The 18,081-nt window shown below is 68.9% G+C and carries 17 protein-coding genes and 1 tRNA gene; 7 read left to right on the top strand and 11 right to left on the bottom strand.

Features of this window, described 5'->3' with window-relative positions:
- Position 1: 1 nt before the first annotated feature.
- On the bottom strand, positions 2–799 hold the full coding sequence (locus tag FPZ12_RS19390) for a FadR/GntR family transcriptional regulator (protein WP_144746767.1): 798 nt from the start codon (positions 797–799) through the stop codon (positions 2–4).
- A gap of 95 nt (positions 800–894) precedes the next feature.
- On the opposite strand from FPZ12_RS19390, the gene FPZ12_RS19385 reads away from it, so the two are divergent.
- From FPZ12_RS19385 to FPZ12_RS19370, 4 genes are read left to right on the top strand one after another with little or no spacing between them, the layout of a single operon-like run.
- Positions 895–2,034: an acyl-CoA dehydrogenase family protein gene (locus FPZ12_RS19385; protein WP_144746769.1), complete on the top strand. Its 1,140-nt coding sequence runs from the start codon at positions 895–897 to the stop codon at positions 2,032–2,034.
- Positions 2,031–2,936, top strand: a complete 906-nt coding sequence (locus FPZ12_RS19380; protein ID WP_144746771.1) for an acyl-CoA dehydrogenase family protein — start codon at positions 2,031–2,033, stop codon at positions 2,934–2,936. Before FPZ12_RS19385 ends, FPZ12_RS19380 begins: the two co-directional genes overlap by 4 nt.
- Positions 2,926–4,062, top strand: coding sequence for an acyl-CoA dehydrogenase family protein (locus FPZ12_RS19375; protein WP_144746773.1), 1,137 nt, complete (start codon positions 2,926–2,928; stop codon positions 4,060–4,062). The genes FPZ12_RS19380 and FPZ12_RS19375 overlap by 11 nt, the downstream gene beginning before the upstream one ends.
- A complete protein-coding gene (locus tag FPZ12_RS19370) occupies positions 4,059–5,054 on the top strand; it encodes an acyl-CoA dehydrogenase family protein (protein WP_144746777.1) in 996 nt (331 codons plus the stop codon). The genes FPZ12_RS19375 and FPZ12_RS19370 overlap by 4 nt, the downstream gene beginning before the upstream one ends.
- On the opposite strand, the gene FPZ12_RS19365 is transcribed toward FPZ12_RS19370, so the two are convergent.
- From FPZ12_RS19365 to acuI, 3 genes are read right to left on the bottom strand one after another with little or no spacing between them, the layout of a single operon-like run.
- The gene (locus FPZ12_RS19365; RefSeq protein WP_144746779.1) at positions 4,999–6,633 is read right to left on the bottom strand and encodes a class I adenylate-forming enzyme family protein; all 1,635 of its coding nucleotides are present in this window, start codon (positions 6,631–6,633) and stop codon (positions 4,999–5,001) included. The two genes, FPZ12_RS19370 and FPZ12_RS19365, sit on opposite strands and share 56 nt — an antisense overlap.
- A gap of 15 nt (positions 6,634–6,648) precedes the next feature.
- A complete protein-coding gene (locus tag FPZ12_RS19360) occupies positions 6,649–7,824 on the bottom strand; it encodes a MaoC family dehydratase (RefSeq protein WP_144746781.1) in 1,176 nt (391 codons plus the stop codon).
- Between the two features lie 13 nt (positions 7,825–7,837).
- Positions 7,838–8,797 carry an acrylyl-CoA reductase (NADPH) gene (gene acuI, locus FPZ12_RS19355; RefSeq protein ID WP_144746783.1) on the bottom strand — a complete coding sequence of 320 codons (960 nt, stop codon included), beginning with the start codon at positions 8,795–8,797 and terminating at the stop codon, positions 7,838–7,840.
- A gap of 139 nt (positions 8,798–8,936) precedes the next feature.
- Between acuI and FPZ12_RS19350 the strand changes: the two genes are divergently transcribed.
- Genes FPZ12_RS19350 through FPZ12_RS47010 form a run of 3 tightly spaced genes read left to right on the top strand, consistent with a single transcriptional unit; the run spans position 8,937 to position 11,992 of the window.
- The gene (locus FPZ12_RS19350) at positions 8,937–10,076 is read left to right on the top strand and encodes a CaiB/BaiF CoA transferase family protein (RefSeq protein WP_144746785.1); all 1,140 of its coding nucleotides are present in this window, start codon (positions 8,937–8,939) and stop codon (positions 10,074–10,076) included.
- Entirely contained in the window at positions 10,069–10,830 is a 762-nt protein-coding gene (locus FPZ12_RS19345) for an enoyl-CoA hydratase/isomerase family protein (RefSeq protein ID WP_144746787.1), read from the top strand. The genes FPZ12_RS19350 and FPZ12_RS19345 overlap by 8 nt, the downstream gene beginning before the upstream one ends.
- Positions 10,831–10,855: 25 nt before the next feature.
- Complete coding sequence (locus tag FPZ12_RS47010) at positions 10,856–11,992, top strand: GyrI-like domain-containing protein (protein ID WP_208025909.1); 1,137 nt, start codon at positions 10,856–10,858, stop codon at positions 11,990–11,992.
- A 159-nt stretch (positions 11,993–12,151) separates the two neighbouring features.
- Here FPZ12_RS47010 and FPZ12_RS19335 read toward each other — a convergent pair whose 3' ends face one another.
- From FPZ12_RS19335 to exaC, 7 genes are all read right to left on the bottom strand, one after another.
- Positions 12,152–12,460, bottom strand: a complete 309-nt coding sequence (locus FPZ12_RS19335; RefSeq protein ID WP_144746789.1) for a hypothetical protein — start codon at positions 12,458–12,460, stop codon at positions 12,152–12,154.
- A 167-nt stretch (positions 12,461–12,627) separates the two neighbouring features.
- Positions 12,628–12,700 (bottom strand) — tRNA-Asn (locus tag FPZ12_RS19330).
- A gap of 85 nt (positions 12,701–12,785) precedes the next feature.
- On the bottom strand, positions 12,786–13,289 hold the full coding sequence (locus tag FPZ12_RS19325) for an EXPERA domain-containing protein (protein ID WP_144746791.1): 504 nt from the start codon (positions 13,287–13,289) through the stop codon (positions 12,786–12,788).
- A gap of 16 nt (positions 13,290–13,305) precedes the next feature.
- The gene (gene lepB, locus FPZ12_RS19320; protein ID WP_144746793.1) at positions 13,306–14,262 is read right to left on the bottom strand and encodes a signal peptidase I; all 957 of its coding nucleotides are present in this window, start codon (positions 14,260–14,262) and stop codon (positions 13,306–13,308) included.
- A gap of 16 nt (positions 14,263–14,278) precedes the next feature.
- A complete protein-coding gene (locus tag FPZ12_RS19315) occupies positions 14,279–16,165 on the bottom strand; it encodes a propionyl-CoA synthetase (protein WP_144746795.1) in 1,887 nt (628 codons plus the stop codon).
- A gap of 10 nt (positions 16,166–16,175) precedes the next feature.
- On the bottom strand, positions 16,176–16,544 hold the full coding sequence (locus FPZ12_RS19310; RefSeq protein WP_208025908.1) for a DUF779 domain-containing protein: 369 nt from the start codon (positions 16,542–16,544) through the stop codon (positions 16,176–16,178).
- Between the two features lie 2 nt (positions 16,545–16,546).
- The gene (gene exaC / locus FPZ12_RS19305; RefSeq protein WP_144746797.1) at positions 16,547–18,070 is read right to left on the bottom strand and encodes an acetaldehyde dehydrogenase ExaC; all 1,524 of its coding nucleotides are present in this window, start codon (positions 18,068–18,070) and stop codon (positions 16,547–16,549) included.
- Between the last annotated feature and the right edge of the window lie 11 nt (positions 18,071–18,081).

The following is an 18,081-nucleotide window of genomic DNA, read 5'->3' as shown; positions in this document are numbered from 1 at the left end:
ATCAGAGCTGCGAGCGTTGGCCGCGGAGGGCTTGCATGGCGCTGGAGGCGTTGACGATCCCGTCGTCGAAGCGGTCCAGCACGATGGCCTGGGTGGCGACGAGATGCTTGCGGTACAAGCGTTCCGCCTCCGTGGCGCGACCGGCCGCGATCTTCTGCGCGATCCGCCGGTGGGTGCGGACGGCCTCCTGCGCCTCGGCCTCCGACGGGTATCCGCCGCGCCTCGTGATCCGCTCCGCCCAGGCCTCCTCCTGCGCCGACCACAGGGTGACGAGGCTCCGGATCACGTAGCGCACCGTGGCCGTCGGAGTGTGCTCGACGACGAGTTCGTGGAACTCCCGAGCCGTCTGGGTGAACGCCACCCCGTCCCCGACCACGGCGAGGGAGGCCTCGATGTTCGCGGTGAGCGCGGGCACCACCGTCTCGGCGCGATCCTCGCGGCGCGCGCATTCGGCCGCGCACAGCGGTTCCAGCATCCGCAGGCTCGCGGCGAGATCGCCGAGCGTGACCCGGGCGCCTTGCAACGCCAGCCCGAGGTGGTACGCCGCCGACCATTCGTCGGGCCGGTGCACCTCGGCGCCGCCGACGTTGCCGCGGCGCACCGTGACCAGCCCTTCGGTCTCCAGGATCCGCAGCGCCTCACGCACCGAGGGGTAGCTGACGCCGAAATCCTTGACCAGCTGGTCCTGGGTGGGGAGCCGGTAGTCCTCGGTGCCGGCGAGGATCCGGGTGCGCAGTTCCGCCGCGACCGTCTCCGCGATGCGGCGCTGGGTGACCCGGCCGCGGGGGGCATTCGTCACGGGCGAAACCCTTCGTCCATGCGCGCAGCCTAGTCAGCACGCCTCGATCATTCAAGTATTGCTATCCTTGCCAGGATTTAAAGTACCGTGGGGTCATGGACTTCGCGATGGGTGGGGCCGCCTCGTCGCTGCGGGGTGAACTTCGCCGGCTGGTGAAGGAGCACGTTCCCCCGGACTTCCTCGGCTCTTTCACCGGCGATCCGGCCGATTTCGAGGCGGCGCAACGGTTCTGCCGCCTGCTCGCGGAACGCGGCCTGCTGTGCCTCGCCTGGCCCGAGGAGTTCGGCGGCCGCGGCGCTTCGGTGTGGGAGCAGACGGTGGTGCGCGAGGAGATGTGGGCGCATCACGAGCCCCGCGGCGCGCAGTACATGGGGGTCAACTGGGTGGGCCCGGCCATTATGCGGCACGGCACGCCCGCTCAGCAGCGCAAGCATCTCCCGCCCATCGCGGGCGGCGAAGTGATCTGGTGCCAAGGGTTTTCCGAGCCGGACTCCGGTTCGGACCTGGCCTCGCTGCGCACCGCCGCCCGCCGCGACGGTGACGGCTGGCGCATCACGGGCCAGAAGATCTGGACTTCGTACGCCGCGCTGGCGCAGTGGTGTTTCCTGCTGGCGCGCACCTCGAAGGGCGAGCGGAAGCAGCAGGGCCTCACGATCTTCCTCGTGCCGATGTCCGATCCGGCCATCGAGGTCCGCCCCATCCGCAGCATGATGGGCCCGCACCACCTCAACGAGGTCTTCATCGACGACCTGGCCGTCACGGAGGCGGACGTCCTCGGCCCGGTGGACGACGGGTGGCGCGTGGTGCAGGAGGTGCTGGCGTTCGAACGGGTCGGCATCGCCCGGTACGCCCGCTGTGAGCGTCTGTTGCGGGCCGCGCCGTCGGCGCTCGGTGCGCGCTGGGAGCAGGTCCCGCAGGAGCTGCGCGCGAGGCGCGCGCGGATGCTCACCCACTGCCGCCGCGCCCGGCTGCTCGCGTACCGCGTGGTCTCCTTGCAGAGCGAGGGAAAGGTGCAACCCGGTGACGCCGCCGCGTACCGGATAGCGGTCACGAGGCTCGATCAGGACAGTGCCGAGGTGCTCGTCGAAATCGCCGCGTACGCGAGGGAGTCCGCCGAGCGTTTCCGTCGCGAGGTGGACGAGCACTGGCGCTACTCGCAGTCCGCCACCGTCGCCTCGGGAAGCCTGGAGATACAACGGATCCTGCTGGCCCGGGCACTGCTGAGCGGCTCATGAACATCGAGCTGAGCGGGGAAGCGCTCGAGTACGGGCGCCAGGCGCGCCGGGCGATCGACGCCGCGGGCGGGGACACGCTGGTCCAGTTGACGGAGGCGGAACCCGAGAAGCGCGAAAGCATTGTGGCGCCGGTGCTCGACGAGCTCGGCGCGTGGCAGCTCGAACCCCGCGGAAAAGCCGACGAACTGGAGGCAGCCGCCGCGTTGTGCCGTGCCGCCGGGTACTGGGCGCTGCCCTATCCGGTGGCGGAACGCCTTGCGCGGCCTGCGGATCTGGAGGTGGACGGGCTGGTCGTGGTCGCGGTTTCCGCCCCCGCCGGTCCGATCGCCGGGCTCGATCTCCGGTGGGCGGCGGTGACCTTGGGCGGCAGCCGGTCCCGTGCCGAAGCCCTGCCGGGCGAGCCGCCGCGCACGTCGGCTTTCGTCACGCGGCTGGCGTGCGAGCCGCTCGACGAAAACGGGGCGAAGGACGTGGCGCTCGGCCTGGTCCTGCCATGCTGGACGCTGCTCGGGATGCTCGACAGGGCGCTCGAGCTGACTCGCGCGCACGTGCTGATGCGTGAGCAGTTCGGGCAGCCGCTGGCGAAGTTCCAGGGCGTGCAGTTCCATCTCACCGACGCGGAGGTGGAGCGCGGCGGGGTGGAAATACTGGCCAAGCACGCGTTGTGGAATGTCCAAACCGGACAGGAGTCGGCGTTCGAGGACGCGCTGGGGCTCCGGCTGGCGGCCGTCGAGGCGGCGGAGGCGGTGTTCCGGGTGGCGCACCAGCTGCACGGGGCGATCGGGTTCTGTGACGAGGCAACGCTTTCCTGGCTTTCCCGGTACAGCCTGCCGTTGCGGCGGCTCCCGCTCGGGCTCTCGGCGACGCTGCGTGAGTTGACGCTGGTGACCGATGCGGGCTGAGTTTCGCGCGGAGGTCCGCGAGTGGTGCCGCACACACATCCCGGACGACTGGCGGCAGGTGCCGGACGAGGAGTTCGTCCGGTTCCAGCAGGAATGGTTCCAGGAGCTGCGGGCCGCCGGTTTCGCCGTGCCGCACTGGCCGGCGGAATGGGGCGGCGGGATGTCCGTCCCCGAGCAGATCGTGCTGTACTCCGAGCTCGCCGCGCACGACGCGCCCCGGCTGGTGCTGGCTTTCGTCGCGATCCACCACGCCGCGGCCACGCTGCTCGCGGCCGGGACGGACGAGCAGCGCAAGCGGCACCTCCCGGCGATCCTCGACGGCGAGATCTGGTGCCAGGGCTTCTCCGAGCCTGGCGCAGGCTCCGACCTCGCCGCGCTTCGCACGACCGCGCGGAAGCAGGGGGACGCGTACGTCGTCAACGGGCAGAAGCTGTGGGCGAGCGGCGCAGCGCACGCCGACTGGTGCTTGCTCCTCGCCCGCACCGATCCGGAAGCGCCGAAGCGCCACGGGATTTCCTACTTCCTGCTGGACATGACCACGCCCGGCCTCGACGTGCGCCCGATCCGCCAGGCGACGGGGGAATCGCATTTCTGCGAGATCTTCCTCAACGACGTCGAGATCCCGGCCGCGAATCTCGTCGGCCCGGAGAACGCGGGCTGGCAGGTGGCGCAGCGGACGCTGGGCGCCGAGCGCGGGATGACCATGCTGGAGCTGGCCGAGCGCCTGGGAAACCAGGGATTCCGGCGGATCGTGCAGCTGTGCGCGCCGCTGGACGATCCGGTGGTGGCCGACCGGCTCGCGATGTTGGAGACGGAGCTGGCCGGGTTGCGCGCGTTGTGCGCGGAGCTGGTGGCGACGGACGATCCGGGCCCGGCGGACGCGTCGGTGGTCAAGCTGTACTACAGCGAACTGCTGCAGCGGATGACGGACTTCGGGGCGGAGGTGGCGGGGCTGCCCGGGCAGGCCGAGCTGCACAGATCGGCGTCGAGCGGGTGGGAGTCCGGTGCGTGGGTGCTGGACTTCGTCGGCTCGTGGGAGTGGACGATTCCCGGTGGTACCAGCGAAATCCAGCGCACCATCATCGGCGAGCGCGGCCTCGGCCTGCCCCGGGAGCCGGCGTCGTGACGGACTTCGCGGAGTTCCACGACGAGTTGCGTGCGACGGCGCGTGACGTGCTCGCGGGCGAGGTCGGCTGGGCGCAGGTGACGCGAGCGGGCTGGCCGGGCCTCGAGGTCCCGGAGAAGTTCGACGGCGCGGGCGCGGGCTTCGCCGAGGTCGCGGTCGTGCTGCGGGAGCTGGGCCGTGCGGCGGCGCGCGGCCCGTATCCGGCGGTCGCGTTGTCCGTGGCGGCGCTCAATCTCGTGGAGCCCGAGCCGGTCCGAGACGAGCTGTTGCGGGAAACGGGTGCGGGCCGGGTGATCCCGATTCTCGTGCTGGACGGTGATTTCCGTGTGGAGGGCGCGCGGCTGTCCGGCTCGGCGGAGTTCGTGCTCGACGCGCCCAGCGCGGGATGCTTCCTGCTCCCGGCGCCGGAAGGTCTCGTGGTGGCCGACGCGCTGAGTGTGACCGAACAGCCGGTGGTGGACGGCACGCGCTCCTTCGGGCGGGTTGTAGCGGACGAAGCCGCCGTGTCGTCAGTGCTGCGCTTCGCCGTCCCTGAGCCCCTGCAGCTGCTGCGTGACCGGGCCGCCGTTGCCGTCGCGTGCGACAGCCTCGGGCTCAGCGAAGCGATGCTGGAGGCGACCGTCGCCTACGCCGGGATACGCGAGCAGTTCGGGCGCAAGATCGGGTCCTTCCAAGCGGTGAAGCACGCCTGCGCCGATATGTACGTGCAGCTGCGCGTGGCCGGGAAACTCGTCGAGGCGGCCGTGGGCGGTGGGTCCGTCGAGGCGGCGATGGCGAAGTCCTATGTCTGTGCGGCGGCGGTGGACATCGTGGGCAAGGCGATGCAGTTACACGGCGGGATCGGCTACACGTGGGAGAGCGGGGTGCACGCGTTTCTCAAGCGCGCCACGCTGAATCGTTCGTTGTTCGGCTCGCCCGCGATGCACCGGAGGCGGCTCAGTGAGCGGTATCGAGGCGTTTGGCCGCCAGCTCCCGCAGGTCGCTTGTCTTGATCTTCGCGCTGCCCGTAAGCGCTATCTCCGACTCCTCGAAGAACAGAACCTGACGCGGCACCTTGTAGCTGGCGAGCCGCTCCTTCAGGAACGCGCGGACGTTCTCGCCCGTCAGGCCGGCGCCGTCGTGGGCTACGATGCACGCGACGACGACCTCCCCGAGCGTCTCGTGCGGCAGGCCGACCGTGCGGGCGAACTTCACCCCGTGATGGCTCACGAGCGCCTCGTCCACCTCCAGCGGCGAGACGTTCGCGCCGCCGGTCTTGATGATGTCGGTGAGCCTGCCCTCCCAGTACAACCGGCCGTCGCCGTCGAGATACCCGCCATCGCCGGTGCGGAAGAACCCTTCGGCGTCAAGGGTTTCGTCCAACGGCGTGCCCACGTAGCCGAGCATGAGCGTAGGGCCCTTGACGCAGATCTCGCCGCGCCCGCCCCGGGGTACGACGGAGCCGCCGAGCGGGTCGACGATCTTCACCGTCACCCCGGGCAGCGGCACGCCGCTGCTGCCGGCGTGCACTTCCGCCGGGGTGTTCGCCGGGTAGCCCGTCGTGATCGTGAACGTCTCGGTGTTGCCGTAGGCGTGGCCCGGCTCGGACCAGTTCGACGACACCGTGGGATGCCGCGCGAGCGCGGTGTCGGAGTCCACGAACCGCAGGCTGCTCAGGTCCACGCTGTCCCAGTTCGGCGCGGCCTGCAGCTGCGCCCACTGATGCGGCCAGGCCACGGGGAAGGTCACGCGCTCGGACTGCATGAGCGCCAGCGCCTCGGCGGCGTCGAAGGTCCGTTGCAGGACAAGGGATCCCCCGCCGGCCAGCGTCGAGCCGATCGCCATGCCGAAGTTACCGGACCAGAAGAAGCCGTTGGCCGTCCAGCACCGGACCGTGTCCTCCGGGCCGAACCCGTACATCCGCCGGAACCGCCACAGCTGGATGCATACGCCGCGATGCGCGCTCAGGATCCCCTTCGGCTTGCTCGTGGAGCCGGACGAGAAGAAGAGCACGCCCGCGTCGCTGGGATGCACGGGTAGCTCCAGCTCACGCGGCTCGTTCCGGCCTCGCGCGAGGAAAGCGGCCCAGGACTCGTCGCCGAACGCCGCGACATCGCGGAGGAACGGGTACCTCGCCGAACGCAGTGAGCCGGGCGCCGCAGTGGCGATCCGCGGCTCCAACTCGTCGAGCATGGCGGAGAAGTCCTTCTTCAGTACCGTTTTCTCGAACAACAGCACCGAAACGCACGAAGTCCGGAGCAGCTGGTCGAGTTCTGCCGGGGTGGAGAAGGTGCTGAGCGTGACGGCGACGCCGCCCGCGAGCGAAGCTCCGAACACCGCGGCCAGCCATTCCGGCCGGTTGGTCATCAGCACGCCGACCCGGCCGTCCTTGCCGAGCCCGCACGCCCGCAGCGCCCGCGCGACTTCGAGCGCGCGTTCCCACAACTCCCCGTACGTCCAGCGCGTTTCGCCGAGCACCAGTGCTTCGCGTTCGCTGTACCGCGCGGTCACTTCGCGCAGGAAACCCGGCAGCGTGAGTGCGCCAAGGCCCGGCTCGTCGGCGAGCGCGGGACCGGAAACGACCGAGGACATCGCGGACTCCCGTCTCTAGCGGGGTAACTCGACTTCTGCCGTGCAGTCGACGATCACGTCACCGTCCTGGTTGGTGAGCCGCAGTTTCACCCCGACCAGCGGCACGCCCCACGGGCTTTCCGCCTCCTTGCCGGTGATCTCGGCGTCGAACCAGGTGATGTCACCCTCGAACGCCGGGCTGCGGAAACTCGCCTTGGAATGGCGGACCATCCCATCGTTGCCCGCCCAGTAGGCGAGGAAGTCGGTGCACCACGCGCCCATCGTCGCGCCGTAGCCGTAGGAGCGGGCCATGCCGACTTCGCTCGCCCGCTCGCTGTCGATGTGGCCGCGCGAGGGGCCGACGTAGAGCCCGTCCCGTTTGCGCGGGTCGATCCGCGCGCCTTCCTCGTCGAACTCGAAGCCTTCGACCCAGCCCGGATCCTGGTTGACCCACGGATCCTCGACCCCGGGCGGCGCGACCCAGCCGAACGTGCCCCAGATGTTGAACAGGAAGGCCCGGTACTCGGTGGTGAAACTGGCGATGCTGTGCGGGCCGAGCACGCGGCGTGGCAGCTTGTCGCCGACCTCGACCTCGTCGAACCGCGGCGAGACCCCGAGCCGGTTGGACAGGATCCACTCGTGCCGGAGCTTCTCGAACTCACGCAGCTCGGCCGCCGTCCAGGTCTTCACCTCACCGACCTGGTTCTCGTACATGCCACGCTGTTCGGCCTCGGCGGCCAGATAGCGGATCGCGGTGGACCGTTCGCGCGCCACCAGCGCGCCGTGCTGGTTGGTGTGCTTGGTGTCCCCGCGCGAGAACATGGTCGGCCCGGCGAACTTCGTCTCCACCACCTTGTAGTCGTGGAATCGCCGCTCCTGGAACAGTTTGTCGCCAGGGCGCACCGGGCAGCCGTAGAACCACCACTCCTCGCCGCCGAAGATCAGGTGGCTGCCCGGGATGTGCCCGACGCAGGCCGGCGCGGCGCCGTGCCCGTAGTCCAGCGCCACCGCGATCGACTGCGGGGCGATGATGCCGCCGTAACGGGATTCGCGGGCGAACTCCTCGTCCCAGTGCAGCGGGTTGGGGTAGTCCATCGCCATCGCCCAGCGGCGGATGTCGGAGGCGCTGCACGGCTCCCACAGCTGCCCGCCGCCGACGAGCCCGCCGACCCTGTGGTCCACATCGGACAGATCGAGTTCGGCCCCGCTCACGTGTTCCTCCCGGTCATCGGTTGACGTCGACGACGATGCGGCCCCGGACCTTGCCGTCCAGCAGCCGTTCCGCGGCTCCGGCCGCCTCGTCGAGCTTGATCTCCTGGGTGATCTCGTCGAGCACGTCCGCGGCCAGGTCGCGGGACAGCCTGCTCCACGCGGCCGTCCGGTGCGGCTTGGGCGCGTACACGCTGTCGATGCCCAGCAGGGAAACGCCGCGCAGGATGAACGGCGCCACGGAGGCTGGGAAGTCCATTCCCTGCGCCAAACCGCACGCCACGACTGTGCCGCCGTAGCGAGTCTGGGCGCACGCGTTGGCCAGGATCCAGCTACCGGCTGAATCGATGACGCCCGCCCAGCGTTCCTTCTGCAGGGGCTTTCCCGCCGCCGCGAATTCGGCGCGGTCGAGCACTGTCGTGGCGCCGAGTTTGTGCAGGTACGCGGCCTCGGCGGACTTCCCGGTCACCGCCGCGACCGAATAGCCGGCCTTGTTCAGCAGCGCGACCGCGACGCTGCCGACTCCGCCTGTTGCGCCCGTGACGAGGACTTCGCCGTCGCTAGGGTCCATGCCGGCCAGAGCGTCCACGCAGAGGGCGGCCGTATAGCCCGCCGTGCCGATTGCCATCGCCTGCCGGGCCGTGAACGCGGACGGCAGGGGCACCAGCCAGTCGCCGTCGACCCGGGCGCGCTCGGCGAGCCCGCCCCAATGGCTTTCGCCCACGCCCCAGCCGTTGAGCACCACGTTGTCGCCCGCGGCCCAGTCCGGGTGGCTGCTTTCGGTGACGGCGCCCGCGAAATCGATTCCGGGCACCATCGGGAAGGCGCGCACGACGGGGGAGCGGGCCGTGATGGCCAGCGCGTCCTTGTAGTTCAGCGTGGAGTACCCGACTTCGACGGTGACGTTTCCCTGCGGAAGCTCGTCGACGTCGGTGAGCCGGGCCGTGCCGCCCTTCTCGATGAGCAGTGCTCGCATCGAGGACCCTCCTGCGGTGGTGGGGACCCCCGGGACTCTACGCACTCTCGAAGTTATAAAACAAGTCTTGCAAACCTTATAAGGATGGTTACGCTGAAGGGTGGCCCAGGCGTCGGCGGGGACGGTGGTACCAGCGCGAATGTCCACATCAGACGGTCCGTTGTCCGGGGTCCGCGTCGTCGACCTGACGGCGATGGTGATGGGCCCGTACTGCACCCAGATCATGGCGGACATGGGGGCCGACGTGGTCAAGGTCGAGCCCCCGGCGGGGGACAACACGCGGTACATCTCGGTGGGGCCGGAGCCCGGGATGGCGGGCGTGTTCGTGAACGTGAACCGCGGGAAACGCAGCGTAGTGCTGGATTTGCGCGGGGAAGAGGAAAAGGCCGCGTTGCGCCGGCTCGTCGGGCGGGCCGACGTGTTCATCCACTCCATGCGCGCCTCGGCGATCGCGAAGCTCGGCTTCGGCTATCCGGACGTGGCCGCGCTCAACCCGTCCATCGTCTATACGAACTGTTACGGCTACGGCCGCGGCGGCCCGGACGCGAACCTGACCGCGTACGACGACACCATCCAGGCCGAATGCGGCCTGCCGTTCGCGCAGGAACAACTGACCGGTGAGGCCAGCTACGTCGGCACGATCCTGGCGGACAAGGTGGCCGGGATGACGGCGTTGTACGCCACGATGATGGCGCTGTTCCACCGGGAGCGGACGGGGGAGGGGCAGGAGGTCGAGGTGAGCATGTTCGAGACGATGGCCGCGTTCATGCTCGTGGAGCACGCCAACGGGGCGATGTTCAGTCCGCCGCTGGGATCGGCGGCGTACCCCCGCGCGTTGACGCCGAACCGCAAGCCGTACCGGACGCGCGATGGTTACCTGTCCGCCCTGGTGTACAACGACAAACAGTGGTCGGCATTCGTCGGCGCCGTGCGGCCCCCGTGGGCCGGCGAGCAGTTCGCCACGTTGGAGCAGCGGGCGCGGCGGATCGACAAGGTCTACGCCCTGCTGGCCGAGACCTTCCTGGAGCGTACGACGGGGGAGTGGCTGGAGTTGTTGCGCTCGCTCGACATTCCGGCGGCGCCTGTGCGCACGCTCGACGAGCTGTTCGACAATCCGCAGCTGAACCAGGGCGGGTTCTTCGAAACCGTCGAAACGCCTTACGGCCCAGTGCGTTTCCCCGGTCCGCCCGCGCGGTTCTCCCGTACGCCAGGGCATGTCGCGGGCCCGGCGCCCAGGCTCGGTGACCACACGGCGGAAGTCATGGCCGCCGATGGGTGACGCCGTCCTGTTCGAGGCGAGCGAGGGCATCGCGGTGATCACCCTGAACCGCCCCGCGACGCGCAACTGCCTTTCGCGCGAGGTCCGCGAGGGCTTGCGCGCTGCCTGGTCCCGGTTCGAGGCAGAGTCGGCGTTGAAGATCGCGATCCTCACCGGCGCGGGCTCGAAGGCCTTCTGCGCGGGCGGTGATCTGGCGGAGATGGTGGAAACGGGGATGGCCGTGCCGCCGCGCGAGATGTTCGCGCTGCCGTACGACACCGTGGAGCTGACGAAGCCGACGATCGCCGCCGTGAACGGCGCGGCGTACGCGGGTGGCTGGATGATCGCGCAGGCGTGCGACCTCTGCGTGGCGTCGGTCGAGGCGACGTTCGCCATCACGGAGGCGAAGGTCGGGCGGAGCTCGCCGTGGGCCGCGCCGCTGATTCACATGATCCCGCAGCGGATCATGATGGAGATTCTGCTGACCGGACGTCCGGTCAGCGCGCGGCGGGCGTACGAGATCGGCCTGGTGAACCGCCTCGCTTCGCCGGACGACGTGCTTTCGGTGGCGATGGAGTTGGCGCGGGAAGTGCTGGCGTGCGCCCCGCTGTCCGTCCGCGCCGCCCGCGAGACGGTGATGTTGTCGACGGAAATGGGCCGCTCGGCCGCGCTGCAAGCCGCCCGCCACGCGTCGGAGACGTGCTACCGAAGCGCCGACGCGCAGGAAGGGCCACGAGCGTTCCTGGAGAAGCGGGCTCCGCGGTGGTCGGGGTGACTATTCCAGCGCTAGAATAGCGGGTGTGACGCTGACCGATGCGGAGCTGACCGTGCTCGGGCTCGTCGTGGAGCAGCCGCGGCACGGGTACGAGCTGGATCGGGTCATCGAGGAGCGCGGGGTGCGTAACTGGACCGCGCTCGGGTTCTCGTCGATTTATTACGTGCTCGACAAACTGGCCAAACGGGGGCTGATCGAGTCGGCCGGCGCGCCCGCGTCGAGGAAGTCCCGCGCCACCTTCCGCGCGACGGCCGCCGGCCGCGAACTGTGCGCCACCGCCACCCGCGACGCGCTCACCACGCTGACGCCGTTGCATGCCCGCGTGTTGATCGGGATGGCCAACAGCCCCGGTTTGCCGGAGGCCGAGGTGTCGGCCGGCCTGACCGAACGCCTGTCCGCCCTGCGCGCCCAGCTCGCGACGGTCCGTGCCACCCGGCGTGCGCAGGAACCGTTGCCCGCGGCCGCGTCCGCGATCTTCGACTACAGCGAGGCCATGCTCGCCGCTGACGTGGCGTGGACCGAGAACGCGTTGAGGGAGACGATGGTGGAGAAGTACGACGTCAAGAAGGTTCATCGGGAGCTCTATTCGCCGTCGTCCAAGGGTTTCAGCGTCGTCGACGTGCCGGAGCTGCAGTACCTCGCCATCGACGGCCGCGGTGACCCGAACACCTCCACCACGTACGCGAACGCGGTCGAAGCGCTCTATGGGGTGGCGTACACGGTGAAGTTCGCGAGCAAGAACTCCCTCGGCCGGGACTTCGTCGTCGGCCCGCTCGAGGGTTTGTGGCGTGCCGATGACCCGGCGGTGTTCCTCGCGCGGCGCAAGGAAAGCTGGGCATGGACCATGATGATCAGCCAGCCGCCCTGGATCACCGAGGATCTGGTCCAGTCCGCCGTCGCCGACGTGGTGCGGAAGAAGGAAAACCCCGCGGTTGCCCAGATCCGGCTACGTCGTGTGGCCGAAGGAACCTGTGTCCAGATCCTGCACATCGGCCCCTATGACGACGAAACCCCCACCCTGCAACGCCTCCACGACGACTACCTCCCGGCCCACGGCCTCACCTACAACGGCGACCACCACGAGATCTACCTCAGCGACCCGAGACGAACGATGCCGTCGAAGTTGAGAACCGTCCTGCGGCAACCGGTGAAGGCGGGGTAGGTCGGGGCCTGTCGAGCGTCTGCCTCGCTGAATGGGGCGCAGCGGCGGATGGCCCAGCGCATGAACCGGCCGGCCGACGACTGCTGAGGTAAATCGTGATTCGTTCAAGGGCTTGATCGACGGCATGAAACACCAGAAGTAGCAACGCTCGCTGTTGCCCTAGATGCTTGTGGCTTTCACGCACATCTCGATCAGGAACCACGCCGCTGCCACGATCCACACACCCTCGTTCAGGATGATCCCCCACAGGGCCGGGGTGGATTTGGTGTGCCCGCGAGCGTGGTAGGCGCAGGGGAACCCGATCACAGTGATGACCAACAGAGCCCCCGCTCCGGCCCCGGTGGCGGCAGCGCGAGCATCGGTGGTGAGGCTTGTGACGATCGTTGCGGCGAGGGTGAGGGTCGCGAGGATGCCGCAGATGAAGTCAGCGGTACCGAGTGCGTCGGGGCGTCGGATGGCGGTGGCCATAGCGGGGGCTCCGTGGGGGCTGTGGATGTCGCCCGATAGTCGCGGACTGGCAAGGAGTCGTTACCGCCGCCCGGATCCACGTGGTCTCAAGTATGCGAGTTTTGTGCGAAAGCGGGTTTCGTGAGGGGATACAAACAAAAACCCCAGGTCTCTGACCTGGGGTGATGCTCCCCCGGCTGGACTCGAACCAGCAACCCTTCGGTTAACAGCCGAATGCTCTGCCAATTGAGCTACAGGGGAATGCTTGGGTGCCGACCCGGATCTCTCCGGGCCAACGGGTACAAACTTTAGCGCACCGGCGATCGCGCTCTGCGACCACCCCCTGTCAGAACCGGCGGGTGAACGGGAGCGGCTTGCGCATGCGGGCGAGCAGCACCAGCGGCACCAGCACGTACGGCAGGTTGAACGCCAGGAACTTAGCCGGGTTCTGGGTCCGCCACTCCGGCTCGCCGAAGAACTCGACACCGAAGACGACCACGCCGGTCAGGGTGACGATCATCGTGGCGTAGATGACCGCAGGCAGCTGGATCCAGTTCCGGCCCGTGACCAGGGCATACACCAGCACCACGTAGAACGGCATGTACACGAAGGCGGACAGGCCGGTCACTATCCGCATCCACGAGGGAGGGTGCATGAACAGCGGATCTGCATCGTGGGCGTACCAGTAGTTCGAGTTGACGAAGAAGTTCGCCGACGGGTGCGTGAAGTCGACACCCACCGTCGGCAGCAGATCGCTGATCACCGAGGTCACGGTGAACGCCGCGAACACCACGGCGAAGAACACGTCGACGCCGCGGCGGCGCAGGGGGAGGTTCGCCGGCGTGGTCATCTCCGGCGAACCGCTGTCATCGCCGCTTCCGGCGGGACGAGCGGGACGAGCGGGACCGGCGGGACGAACGCACCGAGCGGCCCACACGCCGGCTCGCGGCGAGCGTCGGCCACGCGGCGACGGCCCCGAACGCGACGGGGAGGCCCTGCTGCCAGTCCGGCGCGCCCAGTGCTTCGGCGCCGGTCGACGCCTGCGGGTCGGTGTCGCTCACGCCACCCCACCGGCTCGGCGGCAGCACGATGAACCTGGCCTTGCCGATGATGTTGCCGACCGGCACGGCCCCGTTCACGCCCCCGCCGCCCTGGTACCGCGAGTCCATCGAGTTGTTGCGGTTGTCGCCCATCACCCAGACCTCGCCGTCCGGGACTTTCACCGGATCGAATGAATCCTGGACCGGGTGGCCGGGGTCTTCCCAGTGGATGTACGGCTCGTTCAGCGGCTTGCCGTCCACCAGGACCCGGTTCTGCGCGTCGCAGCACTGCACCGTCTGACCGCCGGTGGCGATGATCCGCTTCACGAAGTCACGTTCGTCGGGCGGGGCGAGGCCGAACACCGAACCCACATCCTGGAAGAACCGGATGAACGAGTTGCTCGACCGCTGCGTCGGAGCTTCGTTCTCCACCCACGGCTGCGGGCCCTTGAACACCACGACATCGCCGGGTGTGGCGTCGGTGAAGTCGTAGGTGAGCTTGTCGACCAGCACCTTGTCGCCGTAGCAGCCGTCACAGCCGTGCAGCGTGGTCTCCATCGAACCCGACGGGATCGTGTACACGCGGGCGAAGAACTGCTGGAACACGAAAGCCAGCACGAGCGCGATCACGATCAGGATCGGCAACTCGATCCAGAAGGGACGCTGCTTCTTCGGGGCTTTTTTCTTCCGCCTGCTGCCTTTTTCGCCAGATTCCGGGGATACGTCCGGATTCGGGCGGTCCGGCTCGTCCGCGGCGGCACTCGAGTACACGGGTTCGACCACGGCGCCAGGCTACCGACTACTCCCTGGCGGTGCTGACCGGCGTAAGCACGGTACGCAGGGCATCGAGCACGGCCGGGTCTTCGATTGTGGAAGGGACCGGTTCGTCCCGGCCTTCGGCGAGCGCCCGCATGCTCTTGCGCAGGATCTTGCCGGACCGGGTTTTCGGCAGCGCGTCGACGACCGACACGCTCCGGAACGCGGCCACCGCGCCGATGTCCCGCCGCACCGCCGCGACCAGTTCCTCGCCGAGCACGGTTTCGTCCACGGTCACCCCGGATTTCAGCACCACGAACCCGCGCGGCAGCTGCCCCTTCAATGCGTCGTGGACACCGATCACCGCGCATTCCGCGACCGCGGGGTGCGTCGCCAGCGCGGCTTCCATCGCGCCGGCCGACAGCCGGTGCCCGGCCACGTTGATCACGTCGTCGGTGCGGCCCATGACGAACAGGTACCCGTCCTCGTCGCGGAAACCGCCGTCGCCGGTCAGGTAGTAGCCCGGATACCGCGAGAGATACGAAGCCACGAAACGCTCGTCGTCCTCCCACAGCGTCGGCAGAGTCCCCGGCGGCAACGGCAACCGCAGGCAGATCGCGCCCTCACCGCCGCGCGGCAGTTCCGCGCCCTGCTCGTCCAGTACCCGCACGTCGTAGCCCGGCATGGGCACCGTCGGCGAGCCCGGTTTGACCGGCATCGGTTCCAGGCCATGGGGATTCGCCGCGATCGCCCATCCCGTCTCGGTCTGCCACCAGTGGTCGATCACCGGGACCCCGAGCTTTTCCCGTGCCCAGTGGAAAGTCTGCGGATCGAGCCGTTCCCCGGCGAGGAAAAGCGTTTCCAGCCCTGGCAGATCGCCCGCGTCCGCCGCCTCCGGATCGACCTTCTTGATCGCGCGGATCGCCGTCGGCGCGGTGAACAACGCCTTGACCCCGTGCTCCGCGATCACCCGCCAGAACGCCGACGCGTCCGGGGTGCCGACCGGTTTTCCTTCGTACACAACGGTTGTCGCGCCCACGAGCAGCGGCGCGTACACGATGTAGGAGTGGCCGACCACCCAGCCGACGTCGGACGCGGTCCACCACACGTCGCCCGGCCCGATGTCGTAGATGTTGGTCATGCTCCACGCGAGCGCCACCGCGTGCCCGCCGTTGTCGCGCACGACGCCCTTGGGTTTCCCGGTGGTGCCGGACGTGTACAGCACGTACAACGGATCCGTCGCCGCGACCTCGACGCACTCCGCTGGGGAGGCGCCGGCGACCAGCGAATCGCCGTCGTGGTCACCCGGAAGCAGCTCCGCGCGCGACACTTCGCGTTGGAAGACCACGACTTCCGGCCGTTCCCCGCCCGCGAGTGAAAGCGCTTCCTCGACGATGGGCCGGTACGGGATCACGCGCGTCGGCTCGACGCCGCACGAACCGCACACGATGGCTTTCGGCCGCACGTCGGCGATCCGGACAGCCAGCTCCTTGGGCGCGAAACCGCCGAACACCACCGAATGCACCGCGCCGAGGCGGGCGCACGCGAGCATCGCGACCACCGCCTCCGGCACCATCGGCAGGTAGATCACCACCCGGTCGCCCTTGCCGACACCCAGCTCCCGCAGCGCGCCGGCGAACCGCGCGACCTTCTCGAGCAGTTCCGCATACGTGTAGCGCGCTTGCGTTCCGGTGACCGGGGAGTCGTATACGAGGGCGAGCCGGTCGCCGTGCCCGGCTTCGACGTGCCGGTCGAGCGCGTTGTAACAGGTGTTGAGCCGTCCGTCCGGGAACCAGCGGTACCAGGGCGGCCGCGCGTCGTCCAGCGCCTGGCGCGGTTCCCGCGCCCAGCTGATCGCCTTCGCCGCGGAGAGCCAGAAGCCCTCCGGATCACGCAGGCTTTCGGTGTAGACGTCCGCGTAGCCGCCCATTCCCGTCCTTTCAGTCCATTGTGGCCAGTTCTTGATCGGTGAGCAGGCGCGAGCGGATCAGGAACCGCACGCCTTCGGGGGCTTCGAGCGAGAACCCGCTGCCCCGGCCCTTGACCACGTCGATCGTGAGATGGGTGTGTTTCCAGTATTCGAACTGCGAGGCCGACATCCACACCGCGATCGGGGCGGGCACCCCGGCGACGCTGAGGTCGCCGAGGTGCACGTCCGACTGGCCGGTGCGGAACTCGCCCGCCGGGTAGCACATGGGCGCGCTGCCGTCGCAGCAGCCGCCCGACTGGTGGAACATCAGCGGTCCGTGCTGCCCGGCCAGCTGCCGCAGCAGATCCGCCGCGGCTTCGGTGAGATCCACCCGGGACATGATCAGAAGAACCCTTGCGCGTCGGGGGAGTACGACACGAGCAGGTTCTTGGTCTGCTGGTAGTGGTCCAGCATGTCCTTGTGGTTCTCGCGGCCGATACCGGACTGCTTGTACCCGCCGAACGCCGCGTGCGCGGGGTAGACGTGGTAGCAGTTCGTCCACACGCGACCGGCCTGGATGTCGCGCCCCGCACGGAAAGCGATGTTGCCTTCGCGGGACCAGACGCCGGCACCGAGGCCGTACAGCGTGTCGTTGGCGGTCTTGATCGCGTCGTCGTAGTCGTCGAACCGGGCGACCGACACGACCGGGCCGAAGATCTCCTCCTGGAAGATCCGCATCTTGTTGTCGCCCTCGAACACCGTCGGCTGGATGTAGTAGCCGCCGGACAGTTCGCCGCCGAGGTCCGACTTCTCGCCACCGGTGAGGATCTTCGCGCCCTCCTGCTTGCCGATGTCGATGTAGGACAGGATCTTCTCGAACTGGTCGTTGGACGCCTGCGCGCCGATCATCGTGTCGGTGTCGAGCGGGTGGCCCTGCTTGATCTTCTGCACGCGAGCCACGCCGTCGCTCATGAACCTGTCGTAGATCGAGGACTGCACGAGCGCGCGGGACGGGCAGGTGCAGACCTCGCCCTGGTTGAGGGCGAACATCGTGAAGCCCTCTTGAGCCTTGTTGTAGAACGCGTCGTTCTCCGCGGCCACGTCGGCGAAGAAGATGTTCGGGCTCTTGCCGCCCAGTTCGAGGGTGACCGGGATGATGTTCTCGCTGGCGTACTGCATGATCAGCCGCCCGGTGGTGGTCTCCCCGGTGAAGGCGACCTTCCGGATCCCGGGGTGCTGCGCCAGCGGCTTGCCCGCTTCGACGCCGAACCCGTTGACCACGTTCAGCACGCCGGCCGGCAGCAGGTCGGAGATCACCGAGAGCAGCACGTGGATGGACGCCGGGGTCTGCTCGGCGGGCTTGAGCACCACGCAGTTACCCGCGGCCAGGGCGGGGGCGAGCTTCCAGGTGGCCATCAGGATCGGGAAGTTCCACGGGATGATCTGCCCGACGACGCCGAGCGGCTCGTGGAAGTGGTACGCCACGGTGTCGTTGTCGAGCTGCGAGATCCCGCCCTCCTGGGCGCGGATCGCGCCCGCGAAGTAGCGGAAGTGGTCGATCGCGAGCGGGATGTCGGCGGCGAGGGTTTCGCGCACCGCCTTGCCGTTGTCCCAGGACTCGGCGACCGCGAGCTTCTCGAGGTTCGCCTCCATCCGGTCGGCGATCTTGTTCAGCACCGCGGCCCGCTCGGCCGGTGCCGTCCGGCCCCAGGCCGCGGCCGCGCCGTTCGCGGCGGCGACCGCGCGGTCGACGTCCTCGGCGGTGCCGCGGGCGATCTCGGTGAAGCTCTTGCCGGTGACCGGGGTCGGGTTCTCGAAGTAACCGCCCTTGGCAGGCGGCACGTACTCGCCGCCGATGAAGTGGTCGTAGCGCGGTTCGAACGCCACGACGCTGCCGGATTCCCCCGGAGCCGCGTACTTCGTCATGGAGCTGGTCC

This window comes from Amycolatopsis acidicola (assembly GCF_007713735.2).
GTDB lineage: Bacteria > Actinomycetota > Actinomycetes > Mycobacteriales > Pseudonocardiaceae > Amycolatopsis_E > Amycolatopsis_E acidicola.
Note: the sequence above shows the minus strand (reverse complement) of the source record. Positions and strands in the feature narration are given on the sequence as shown.

Coding starts and splice junctions, on each gene's coding strand:
- exaC (WP_144746797.1), bottom strand. CDS start 18,070: ATGACGAAGTACGCGGCTCCGGGGGAATCCGGCAGCGTCGTGGCGTTC.
- acuI (WP_144746783.1), bottom strand. CDS start 8,797: ATGCGAGCACTGCTCATCGAGAAGGGCGGCACGGCCCGGCTCACCGAC.
- FPZ12_RS19365 (WP_144746779.1), bottom strand. CDS start 6,633: ATGTCCTCGGTCGTTTCCGGTCCCGCGCTCGCCGACGAGCCGGGCCTT.
- FPZ12_RS19315 (WP_144746795.1), bottom strand. CDS start 16,165: ATGGGCGGCTACGCGGACGTCTACACCGAAAGCCTGCGTGATCCGGAG.
- FPZ12_RS19345 (WP_144746787.1), top strand. CDS start 10,069: ATGGGTGACGCCGTCCTGTTCGAGGCGAGCGAGGGCATCGCGGTGATC.
- FPZ12_RS19380 (WP_144746771.1), top strand. CDS start 2,031: ATGAACATCGAGCTGAGCGGGGAAGCGCTCGAGTACGGGCGCCAGGCG.
- FPZ12_RS19350 (WP_144746785.1), top strand. CDS start 8,937: ATGTCCACATCAGACGGTCCGTTGTCCGGGGTCCGCGTCGTCGACCTG.
- FPZ12_RS19385 (WP_144746769.1), top strand. CDS start 895: ATGGACTTCGCGATGGGTGGGGCCGCCTCGTCGCTGCGGGGTGAACTT.
- FPZ12_RS19375 (WP_144746773.1), top strand. CDS start 2,926: ATGCGGGCTGAGTTTCGCGCGGAGGTCCGCGAGTGGTGCCGCACACAC.
- FPZ12_RS19325 (WP_144746791.1), bottom strand. CDS start 13,289: ATGACCACGCCGGCGAACCTCCCCCTGCGCCGCCGCGGCGTCGACGTG.
- FPZ12_RS19310 (WP_208025908.1), bottom strand. CDS start 16,544: ATGTCCCGGGTGGATCTCACCGAAGCCGCGGCGGATCTGCTGCGGCAG.
- FPZ12_RS19335 (WP_144746789.1), bottom strand. CDS start 12,460: ATGGCCACCGCCATCCGACGCCCCGACGCACTCGGTACCGCTGACTTC.